Annotated in this window: 12 protein-coding genes; 6 read left to right on the forward strand and 6 right to left on the reverse strand. The window is 55.9% G+C overall.

What is annotated here, in order from left to right; genetic code table 11:
• Positions 1 to 47: 47 nt before the first annotated feature.
• Complete coding sequence (locus K3556_RS00080; RefSeq protein ID WP_260517705.1) at positions 48 to 389, reverse strand: DUF2853 family protein; 342 nt, start codon at positions 387 to 389, stop codon at positions 48 to 50.
• A gap of 170 nt (positions 390 to 559) precedes the next feature.
• Here K3556_RS00080 and lysM point away from each other — a divergent pair, with 170 nt between their 5' ends.
• Together lysM and trpB are read left to right on the forward strand one after the other, a co-directional pair.
• Complete coding sequence (gene lysM / locus K3556_RS00085; protein ID WP_260517706.1) at positions 560 to 982, forward strand: peptidoglycan-binding protein LysM; 423 nt, start codon at positions 560 to 562, stop codon at positions 980 to 982.
• Between the two features lie 145 nt (positions 983 to 1,127).
• Complete coding sequence (trpB, locus tag K3556_RS00090; RefSeq protein ID WP_260517707.1) at positions 1,128 to 2,330, forward strand: tryptophan synthase subunit beta; 1,203 nt, start codon at positions 1,128 to 1,130, stop codon at positions 2,328 to 2,330.
• 38 nt (positions 2,331 to 2,368) lie between these two features.
• Here trpB and K3556_RS00095 read toward each other — a convergent pair whose 3' ends face one another.
• Entirely contained in the window at positions 2,369 to 3,118 is a 750-nt protein-coding gene (locus tag K3556_RS00095) for an extensin family protein (protein ID WP_260517708.1), read from the reverse strand.
• 9 nt (positions 3,119 to 3,127) lie between these two features.
• Positions 3,128 to 4,519 carry an adenosylhomocysteinase gene (ahcY, locus tag K3556_RS00100; protein ID WP_260517709.1) on the reverse strand — a complete coding sequence of 464 codons (1,392 nt, stop codon included), beginning with the start codon at positions 4,517 to 4,519 and terminating at the stop codon, positions 3,128 to 3,130.
• Between the two features lie 136 nt (positions 4,520 to 4,655).
• Between ahcY and K3556_RS00105 the strand changes: the two genes are divergently transcribed.
• Positions 4,656 to 5,252 carry an HD family hydrolase gene (locus K3556_RS00105; protein WP_260517710.1) on the forward strand — a complete coding sequence of 199 codons (597 nt, stop codon included), beginning with the start codon at positions 4,656 to 4,658 and terminating at the stop codon, positions 5,250 to 5,252.
• Positions 5,249 to 5,755 (forward strand): GNAT family N-acetyltransferase, encoded by a 507-nt coding sequence (locus tag K3556_RS00110; RefSeq protein ID WP_260517711.1) that lies wholly within the window; start codon positions 5,249 to 5,251, stop codon positions 5,753 to 5,755. Before K3556_RS00105 ends, K3556_RS00110 begins: the two co-directional genes overlap by 4 nt.
• On the opposite strand, the gene K3556_RS00115 is transcribed toward K3556_RS00110, so the two are convergent.
• The 3 genes from K3556_RS00115 to K3556_RS00125 form a co-directional block, all read right to left on the reverse strand.
• Positions 5,752 to 6,093, reverse strand: coding sequence for a hypothetical protein (locus K3556_RS00115; RefSeq protein ID WP_260517712.1), 342 nt, complete (start codon positions 6,091 to 6,093; stop codon positions 5,752 to 5,754). The two genes, K3556_RS00110 and K3556_RS00115, sit on opposite strands and share 4 nt — an antisense overlap.
• A complete protein-coding gene (locus tag K3556_RS00120) occupies positions 6,093 to 6,647 on the reverse strand; it encodes an ActR/PrrA/RegA family redox response regulator transcription factor (protein ID WP_260517713.1) in 555 nt (184 codons plus the stop codon). Before K3556_RS00120 ends, K3556_RS00115 begins: the two co-directional genes overlap by 1 nt.
• 83 nt (positions 6,648 to 6,730) lie before the next feature.
• Positions 6,731 to 7,360, reverse strand: a complete 630-nt coding sequence (locus K3556_RS00125) for an SCO family protein (RefSeq protein ID WP_260517714.1) — start codon at positions 7,358 to 7,360, stop codon at positions 6,731 to 6,733.
• Between the two features lie 137 nt (positions 7,361 to 7,497).
• On the opposite strand from K3556_RS00125, the gene regB reads away from it, so the two are divergent.
• Together regB and K3556_RS00135 are read left to right on the forward strand one after the other, a co-directional pair.
• Positions 7,498 to 8,880, forward strand: a complete 1,383-nt coding sequence (regB, locus tag K3556_RS00130) for a sensor histidine kinase RegB (protein WP_409557781.1) — start codon at positions 7,498 to 7,500, stop codon at positions 8,878 to 8,880.
• 113 nt (positions 8,881 to 8,993) lie between these two features.
• Entirely contained in the window at positions 8,994 to 10,577 is a 1,584-nt protein-coding gene (locus K3556_RS00135) for a PAS-domain containing protein (RefSeq protein ID WP_260517716.1), read from the forward strand.
• Positions 10,578 to 10,614 lie beyond the last annotated feature (37 nt).

The following is a 10,614-nucleotide window of genomic DNA, read 5'->3' on the forward strand; positions in this document are numbered from 1 at the left end:
AGGCGCCGCCAAAAATGGCAGCGCCTTCTGTAATGAACCGTCCCGGCTTAACCGTAGACGGATTCTTTGCCGAAATGCTTGACCAGCATGTAATACACAACGGCGCGATACTTGTTCCGCTCGCTGCGGCCATAGGTGTCGATGACAGCGTTGATTGCTTCCATCAGCTGCGGGCCATCTGCAAGACCAAGCTTCTTAACCAGGAAATTGTCTTTGACGGTTTCCAGCTCGCTGGCCTGCGTGGCAGCGACGGTCGACGCATCATCATTGTAGATCGCCGGGCCACACCCGATGGTCACTTTGGTCAGAAGCGCCATATCCGGTGTCATACCGCATTTTGATTTCAGATCCTCAGCATACTTTGCAATCAGCTCGTCACGTTTACCCATTTTGGTCTCCCATAATTTTTGCCAGCGGGCCGAAGCCCAATTCGACAATGAGACTAGGCGCAATCGTGGATTGGTCAAAGGAAAAGTTTGCCGCGGTATTCCCCCTAGGCTTCGGCAGGAAAATCGCGCAGGATGTACGCCAGTACAATGGTTTTTTAATGGAGGTACCTATGGGTCTTTGGAGTTTTGTTAAGGGCGCAGGAAAATCGCTGTTTGGTGGCGGAGATGACGAAGGCGCATCTGCCGACACCCTGAACAAGGAAGTTGCCGATCTTGGCATCGATACGTCTGGACTGGATATCAAGGTTGATGGCGAAAAGGTCACCGTTTCCGGCGGCGAGAACCTGAGCGCGGAAGATCGTGAGAAAGTCATTCTGGCAGTTGGTAACGTCGAAGGCGTCGCCGAGGTTGAAGCCGATCTGGATAATGACCCGTCTTTCCACACCGTCGAAAAAGGCGACACTCTCTGGGCGATCGCTGAAAAAACTCTGGGTAATGGCGCGCGTTACAAAGAGATCTTCGAAGCAAACAAACCGATGCTGAAAGATCCCGACCTTATCTATCCCGGTCAGAAACTGCGTATCCCGGGCTAATCTGAGCCAGTTCGTTATTGAAGCGGCCCGTTCTTTGGCGGGCCGTTTTCTTTTGTCCAATTGGCCCCTGCGGCAATTTTTACCTTGTTACACAAGGCAAGGCACTGTCTGATCCCAAAAACTTACAAGCGAGGGCCAGACAAAGATGTCATCATATTTGAAATCCACCCCCACCCGAGACGGCATGTTCGGCGACTATGGCGGCGCCATGTTGCCGCCTCCGTTGGAGCCTCATTTCAAGGAAATCCGCGAGGCGTATGACCGCATATCGAAATCCGCCGATTTCATTGCTGAGCTGCGCAGTATCCGCAAGCATTTCCAAGGTAGACCGACGCCAATTTCATATCTCAAGAACCTTTCTAATCTTTCCGGCGGGGCGCAGATTTATGCCAAGCGTGAAGATTTGAATCACACAGGTGCGCACAAACTGAACCACTGCATGGGCGAAGGTCTGTTGGCGAAGTTTATGGGTAAAACAAAGCTGATGGCCGAAACCGGTGCAGGCCAGCATGGCGTTGCGCTGGCAACCGCTGCCGCCTATTTCGGGCTGGAATGTGAAATCCACATGGGCGAGATCGACATCGCGAAAGAAGCTCCGAACGTCACCCGCATGAAACTTCTCGGCGCCGAAGTCGTGCCGGTGGGTTTCGGCGGACGTTCGCTTAAGGAAGCCGTCGACAGCGCGTTTGAAAGCTATATGGGACAGGCAGACACCGCATTGTTTGCCATTGGTTCGGTCGTTGGGCCGCACCCGTTTCCCCTGATCGTGCGTGATTTTCAGCATATTGTCGGCGTCGAAGCCCGCGCGCAATTCTTTGAAATGACCGGTGGCCTGCCCGACATAGTGGCCGCTTGCGTCGGCGGCGGTTCAAACGCGATGGGCTTGTTTTCGGGCTTCATTGATGACGAAGACGTGGCGCTTTATGGCGTTGAGCCGATGGGTACGTCCTCGAAACTGGGCGAGCACGCCGCGACCATTTCGTTTGGCGAAGACGGCGACATCCACGGCTTCCGCACAATGGTGTTGAAGGATGAAAACGGCGACCCCGCACCAGTGCACACCGTGGCCTCTGGTCTGGATTACCCTGGTGTTGGCCCGGAACACGCGCATCTGTATCGCACGGGCAAAGCGAACTACACCGCCGCCAATGACAAAGAGGCGTTGGACGCGTTCTATGCCCTCAGCCGTCATGAGGGGATCATCCCGGCTTTGGAAAGCGCACACGCCGTTGCCTTTGCGATGCGCGAAGCTCCGAAGAACCCCGGCAAGTCGATCCTGATCAACCTTTCGGGCCGCGGTGACAAAGATATCGACTATGTGACCGAAACATTTGGCTTCGGCGACTGAACTAGCTGACCCCGCTCCCATTAAGGTGCGGGGTCTATCTACCGACAGAAGCCCCAACCGGTGTTCTCCAAGTGGAAGTGGTCGGCATGAAGTTGATTGTAATCCGGGCCAAGCACCAACCGGAACCAGTCACACGATCCCTTCCATATCCTATGTAGAAACTCCCCCTCAGCATCTGAGCCGCCCCAGTCGTTCAGCAACGTCAAACGCCGCCCATCCGCCAGTCGAACGCCGGTAATGTCGATTGCGTTGGCCATTGCATGGCTACTCCATCGTCCATTCGATCCACGGCTCGTTCGCATCTTGCGGCAGTTATAGCTGCCAATCTGCGTGATCGCGGAAACGGTCGTGCCCAGAATATCCCGCGCGGCAGGCTGCACGACATGGTGTTCCCACATAACCAATCGCAGCGCTGTGGCACAGCGCGTTTCGACCCTATTCAATCGTGATGCGGTCAAAGCGGCCAGTTGCCCGCGCCCTTCAATCCCGCAATTTTCGTCCACTGAAAGGTCTGGCATCGGCGCGAAGGACACTCCTGCTTGATCCAGCACGGCCTGGCATTCTGAAATGTCGCTCAGCGCGCGCAACATCTGCAACCGGCTGACTAATGTGACCGGAGCGGTCACCGTCAGTTGCTTGGTCGGATTCCAATGATCCGGCAGCGGCCCATCCGGTCGCAGCACCAACCACAGAAGACCCAAACCCAAAAACAGCACAGAAAAGGCGGCCGACAGAACGGACAACACCGCCCGGTGCAATACGGGGCGGTGTTGTTTTTCGTCGCTCATCGGGCGGGATTAGTAACGATAATGCTCGGGCTTGAACGGGCCTTCGGGTGTGACGCCGATATAGGACGCTTGTTCGTTGCTGAGCTTGGACAGCTTCACGCCGATCCGGTCCAAATGCAGGCGGGCGACCTTCTCATCCAGATGCTTGGGCAGGATGTAGACATCGTTGTTATATTCATCACCTTTGGTCCACAGCTCGATCTGCGCCAGAACCTGGTTGGTGAACGATGCCGACATAACGAATGAAGGGTGACCCGTCGCGTTGCCAAGGTTCAGCAGGCGACCTTCGGACAGCAGGATCAAACGGTTGCCAGACGGCATCTCGATCATATCCACCTGTTCTTTGATGTTGGTCCATTTGTGGTTCTTCAAGCTGGCGACTTGGATCTCGTTGTCGAAGTGACCAATGTTGCCAACAATCGCCATGTCCTTCATCGCGCGCATATGCTCGATGCGGATCACGTCCTTGTTGCCTGTTGTGGTGATGAAGATATCCGCATCTGAAACAGCATCTTCCAGCGTCACAACTTCGAACCCGTCCATTGCGGCTTGCAGCGCGCAAATCGGGTCGATCTCGGTCACTTTCACACGTGCGCCAGCGCCGCTTAGCGATGCGGCCGAGCCTTTGCCCACGTCACCATAGCCACAAACCACGGCAACCTTGCCGGCCATCATCGTGTCTGTGGCGCGGCGGATGCCATCCACCAGCGATTCTTTACAGCCGTATTTGTTGTCGAACTTCGACTTGGTGACAGAGTCATTCACGTTGATCGCAGGGAACGGAAGTTGGCCTTGCTTCACCAGATCATACAGGCGGTGAACGCCGGTGGTGGTTTCCTCGGACACGCCTTTGATCTGCGCGCGCATCTTGGTGAACCAACCGGGGCTTGCGGCCATACGTTTCTTGATCTGCGCAAAGACCGCGACTTCCTCTTCCGAACTCGGCGTTTCGATCAAGGCGGTTTCGCCGTTTTCAACGCGCGCGCCCAGCAAGATGTAAAGCGTCGCATCACCACCGTCATCCAGGATCAGGTTCGGCCCTTCGGGGAACATGAACGAGCGGTCGAGGTAATCCCAATGCTCTTCCAGTGTCTGGCCCTTGATCGCGAAAACCGGCGTGCCGCCAGCGGCAATCGCCGCTGCTGCGTGGTCTTGGGTCGAGAAGATGTTGCACGATGCCCAGCGCACGTCTGCGCCCAGCGCGACCAGCGTTTCAATAAGCACGGCGGTTTGAATGGTCATGTGCAACGAGCCTACGATCCGCGCGCCCTTCAAGGGTTTGCTTTCGCCATATTCTGTGCGCAGCGCCATCAGGCCCGGCATTTCGGTTTCGGCGATGTCCAGTTCCTTGCGACCGAACTCGGCAAGGTTGATGTCTTTTACGATATAATCTTTGGTCACGGTGTTTCTCCGGTGCAGAACCCAATACGTTTGGCAGGTGCCGTATCATCCTATTGCCTATCTGGCAATCAAGCCTGATTGACTTGAGCCCCAAAAACACGAGAGTGCGGCCCTGAACACGCAAGGAGGTCGCCCAATGCCCCGCCAACCCCGCGCATGGCAACGTATGCTGTCCGGTCGTCGTCTGGATTTGCTGGACCCAACCCCGATGGACATCGAGATCGAGGACATCGCCCATGGCCTTGCATTTGTTGCGCGCTGGAACGGGCAGACCCATGGTGATTTCCCCTATTCGGTCGCCGAACATTCGTTGCTGGTCGAAGCTCTTTATAGCCGAATGAACCCCAAAGCGCCGGTGAAATGGCGGTTGGCAGCCCTTCTTCATGACGCCCCAGAATATGTAATCGGCGACATGATCTCGCCTGTAAAATCGGCGGTTGGCCCTGCGTATGGAGAGCTGGACGACCGGCTGATGACCGCTATCCACCTCAAGTTCGGCCTGCCTGCCAAACTGCCCGAAACAATCAAGAAGGCGATCAAAAAAGCCGATCGGGTTTCTGCATGGCTTGAAGCAACGCAGATTGCAGGTTTCGCCATCGCAGAATCCAACAAGTTCTTTGGCACCCCGGATCCCTCCCAAATTAAGGGGCTTTCCATTTCGTTGCGCCCGCCGGCAGAGGTACGGCGCGACTTCATGGCCCGCCACAATGCCCTGTTGGATCAGATGAAATGATCACTCTGCGGCCAGCTCAACCGGCGGATGCCCAAGCGATGTGCGACCTGCTGAACCCAATTATCCGCGAGGGCTCCACGACGGCGCATCGATCCCTCTTCGATTCAGAGCGTATGCGATCCACCCATATTGACGCGCCGCTTTTGATCCGAACAACGTTGGCCTTTGACGGTGGTGATCTTTTGGGGTTTCAACTGCTGAAGTGGGCTGACCCGGCTTATGATGGGCCTGAAGCGCTGCCTGAGGGTTGGGCTGTTATCGCCAGCTTTGTCCGCGACGGTCTTCAGGGCCGCGGTCTTGGGCAACTGGTTTGGCGCGAAACATTGATTGCGGCCAAAGCTGCTAATGTGCAGGCAATTGATGCGAGTATTCGCACTGATAATGCGCCGGGACTAGCGTATTATTCGAAGCTTGGTTTCAGAGACTATTCCACTATAAAAGGCATGAAATTGTCTGACGGAACTGTCATCGACAAGATACGCAAACGCTTCGATATCGCCTAAACGCAAACCTGGCCCTGCTGGCCGCTGGTATTGCGCCAACCCACAAATCGTTCCTGCGTGAATGTCAAAACCAGATCGTCCCAACGCAATTGCCGATTTATACTCGCCGGGCAACCGTCAAGCGACAGTACTTCGTGACGGCCAAGCTCTCGGTCCAATGCGGGCAGGACGCCTTTCGGTGACCGCCCGAAGTCGATCCTTTTGCCGATCGGGTCAATCTGAAGCCCCGCCATGTCCGGGCGAATTGCGACGTTACTGCGTTGCTGAGTGGGGGACGGTCCCGGCGACACACAAGCCGACAGGCCGACGGCCACTGCAAGCGCAAGAAACCCCCGCATTACTTTGGGCTTCGCTTTGCCAAAATACGTTGAAGTGTACGGCGGTGCATATTCAACCGGCGGGCTGTCTCGGATACGTTACGATCGCATAGCTCGTAAACCCGCTGGATATGCTCCCATCTTACGCGATCTGCCGACATGGGATTTTCCGGCGGCGGGGGTAGCCCGTCAGCCTTGGCCAACAGTGCGTTGGTGATATCATTGGCGTCAGCAGGCTTTGACAGATAATCGTTCGCCCCCAGTTTTACCGCCGCGACAGCGGTTGCAATGGCACCATAACCGGTCAGGACGACAATGCGCGCATCCGGGCGTTTGTCACGAATGGTCTCAACAACATCCAGGCCGTTGCCATCGTCCAGTCGCAAATCGACGACCGCATAGGCTGGCGGACGGGCCGTCGCGATGGCTTTGCCTGCGGCCACCGAACCAGCTGTTTCGGGTGCAAAGCCCCGTTTTTCCATCGCGCGGGCAAGGCGGCGCAAGAACGGCTCGTCATCATCCACAAGAAGCAGGGTTGCGTCTTCACCGATCGCTTCAAGTTCCTGTGCCGTCATCTGACCAACCTCCGGTTCGCGTCTTATTCAACTTTACCTATGCATTAAGCGCCGTAAGGTCAATTTATACGCGGCGTTACCCGCTATTCACCAGACGCATCGATAAAGCATCCCACGCGGTCTGCCATCGACTCTGGCGTTTCGTCGCGCTTAAAGAAATCGGCAAACCCGGTTTGCGGGAACATCAGATAGGTAAAGGTCGAGTGGTCCATCAGGTAGTATTCTTCCTGACCCTCTTCCGGCTCTTGTTTGCGAAAATAGGTCTTATAGGCTTGGCTGGCAGCCTTGACCTGTTCGGGCGTACCGGTAAGGCCAATCATATCTTCGTGCATATAACTGGTAAAATCCGCCAGTTGCTCTGGCGTGTCCCGCTCCGGATCAATCGAGATAAAGGCCGCTTGGACATCATAGCCACGATCCTGCAGCAACCGCATCGCTTCGGCATTGCGCGCATTGTCCAGCGGGCAAACATCCGGACAGAACGTATACCCAAAATAGACCAGTGTTGGTTTTGTGATCACATCTGTGTCTGTGACCAGCTTGCCAGTCTCGTCCATCAGCTCAAATGGCCCACCGATTGACGCGACACCAGTGCCGACCGCGCCCGCGCGGCATTGTGCGAACTGATCTGTTTGGCCCGTGGTGACATACCAGGTTGCGCCCAGCAATGCAGCAATGGCAACTGCCCCTGTAACGGCATAGACACGCATCATTGGCTTTCTCCTTTATCGGTTGCCGGCATTGATCCGACTTTTGAGCAGGACTAACAAGGGATCAGAATGACGCAACCCAAAACAAGCAAGCGATGGATCACATGATTGACAGCAACAGCGGGTTTCTAAGCCATCGCATGTTCCAGACTGCACCGGATATCCTGCCGGGTCGTTGGGTCCGGTTGCGCACGTTGATTGTTCTGCGCTGGGCGGCGATCTTCGGGCAGATATCGGCCATCGTTGTTTCAACCTACGTTTTCTCGTTGCAGATTAACATCGGGTTGGCGGCGGTAGCTATCGGCTTGGCGATCATCGCCAATCTGGTGTCACTGACCACTTTTCCCAAAAACGCCCGGCTGAACGAACGCCAGGTAACTTGGATGCTGCTGTTTGATACACTGCAGCTTGCCTTTATGGTATTTCTGACCGGCGGGCTTCACAATCCCTTCATGGTGTTAATCGTGGCGCCGGTTACGGTCGCGGCGACCGCCCTGTCGACCCGAGCCACCGTCATCGTCGGAAGTGTGGCAATTGCCGCCACGACAGCGGTGGCTGATTTCAACATTCCACTGCGCACTTTCACGGGTGCCGTCGTCCTCATGCCTGACTTGTTTGTATTCGGCATTTGGGTGGCTGTAGTGACATCAATTGGATTCGTGGGGCTATACACCCGCCGAGTTTCGTCAGAGATGCGGTCAATGTCCGAGGCGCTTTTGGCCACGCAAATGGCCCTGTCGCGGGAACAGAAGTTGACCGATCTTGGCGGTGTTATCGCAGCCGCCGCGCACGAACTTGGCACACCGCTTGCGACTATTAAGCTGGCTGCGTCGGAACTTGCCGATGAACTGGACGACCAAACTGATCTGCTTGAAGACGCGACCCTGATCGGTCAGCAGGCAGATCGTTGTCGCGATATTCTTCAATCCATGGGGCGTGCAGGCAAAGACGATATGCTGATGAAAAGCGTCCCCCTTGTTACCCTGCTTGAGGAGGCCGCCGAGCCCCATATCGACCGCGGTAAAGTGTTGGAGATCTCGGTGGTTTCGAAGCTGAACGACCCGTCAGACGAGCCGATCATCGAACGTCGACCCGAGATCATCCACGGGTTACGCAACCTGATCCAGAACGCTGTCGATTTTGCCATGACCACAGTTTGGATCGAAATCGACTGGACTGCTGATGAGATCAAGCTGCGGATTATCGACGATGGGCGCGGGTATTCACCTCAGGTCATTGGCTGGATCGGCGACCCATTTATCCGTGGCAAGAAGCCTACTCAAGACAAGGGTCAGCGGCGCGAATACAAAGGAATGGGGCTTGGGCTGTTCATCGCGAAGACCTTGCTGGAGCGCACCGGCGCTCGGTTAAGTTTCGCAAACGGAACTGAACCTTATACCGGTCGCCCCCACCCTCGCGAAAAATCGGGAGCGATCGCACAGGTCGTCTGGCCCCGGATTACGGATGGGATCGAGCTCAAGCCATCTGAGGGTGGGTTGGGCGAAAACATCCTGTTTGGATGAGTCGCATGACACCGCGAGACCCAGATTAAGCGTTCATTAACCAACAGGTGATTACCTAGGGGCCGACTGCCAAGCAGGGCGCGACAGGTGCGCCGAGGCAAATGGGTGCGCAAATGTATAACACACTCCTTTCATTCGGGATTGTTCTCGTCGCTTTTTTGACGGCCTTCACCGCGTTGTTGGCTTTGTCAGTTGTCGAAATTCGTCGTCGGAAAAGCCTGCGTCAGGATGCCAAGGCCGCTGATGGATCCATGGTCTTTCTTTTTGATGACGAAGCCATCTGTGACGCAACCCCGGCCGCTCAACAGATGTTGCTGGCTGGCCGCCATACCGGCGCAAGTTCCGACTGGCAGCAATTTGCACAATTGCTTCAATCCCGCTTTCCGAACCTGACAGAACGCATGGGCGAGCTGGCCGATCTTGGCAGGCTTAGCCTGCTGTCGAAAGATGGCAGCAACCGGATCGACGCTGAATGGCGCGATGGCTTGGCCAAGATCGAGCTTGTCGACACTGAAAGCCACACCACCGCCAAAGCCATGGATCGGCTTAGCTTCGAAGCAATGCAGCACGAATTGGAAAGCCTGCGCGCGACGTCAGAACGCCTTCCCTTGATGGTGTGGCGCGAAGACGAGGGCGGCGCAATTACCTGGGCGAACAAGGCCTATCTGGATCTTGCCGAGAAAATGAGCGCGCCAGACGAGATCGCAACTTGGCCGCCGGTGAAGATTTTTCATCGGCGCCTACTTGTCGACGCCGAGGATCTGACCCAACCTGGGCGGGTTGCCGTTCAGTTGCCGGGTGATGAAACGCGCCATTGGTTCGACCTGCATGATGCACAATTGGGTCAAGATAGACTCTATACTGCCGTTCCTGCGGACGAGATTGTTCAGGCAGAAACGTCGCGCACCGAATTCATCACCACTCTGACAAAGACATTCGCCCATCTGCCTATTGGGTTGGCAATTTTTAATCGGAAACGACAGCTGACCTTGTTCAACCCTGCGTTAACGGACCTGATCGCACTACCTGTCGACTTTCTTGTCGCCAAGCCGCTCCTGTTCAGCTTCCTCGACCGCCTGCGTGAAAAGCGCATGATGCCTGAGCCAAAGGACTATATCTCATGGCGGCAGCATATGTCCGACCTTGAAGCCGCCGCTGTGAACGGAACATATGAAGAAACATGGTCCCTGCCGACGGGGCAAACTTACCGCGTCACCGGGCGGCCCCACCCTGACGGGGCCGTCGCGTTTCTATTTGAAGATATCAGTTCAGAAATTTCGCTTTCCCGTCGCTTCCGCTCCGAGTTGGAGATGGGTCAGGCCGCATTGGACTGCATCGACGATGCCCTCGCGATCTTCAGTGCGGGCGGCGTTTTATCTATGTCAAACAAGGCCTATAGCGCGCTTTGGGGTGTCGATCCGTCTGTCACTTTGGCAGACATCCATCTGGGCGACGCTGTGAAAACATGGCGCCAAACCAGCCCTGACACACACATCTGGCAACAACTGAAAGAGTTCGTTGCAGCAAGCGGCGATCGCGAAGCATGGCGCGGGGAGATACCGCTGATAGATGGGCGACAGTTGATCTGTACGGTTACACCAATGATGCGGGGCGCGACCATGGTGCGCTTTGGATCGACCCCGGTGCAGAACCAACCTGTCTTCAGCTCTGACAGGTTACTGACCGCCGAAGCATGATCGGGCTTGCGTCACCCTGACAGAGCGATAAAACTCC

Source organism: Aliiroseovarius sp. M344, assembly GCF_025140835.1.
Taxonomy (GTDB): domain Bacteria; phylum Pseudomonadota; class Alphaproteobacteria; order Rhodobacterales; family Rhodobacteraceae; genus Aliiroseovarius.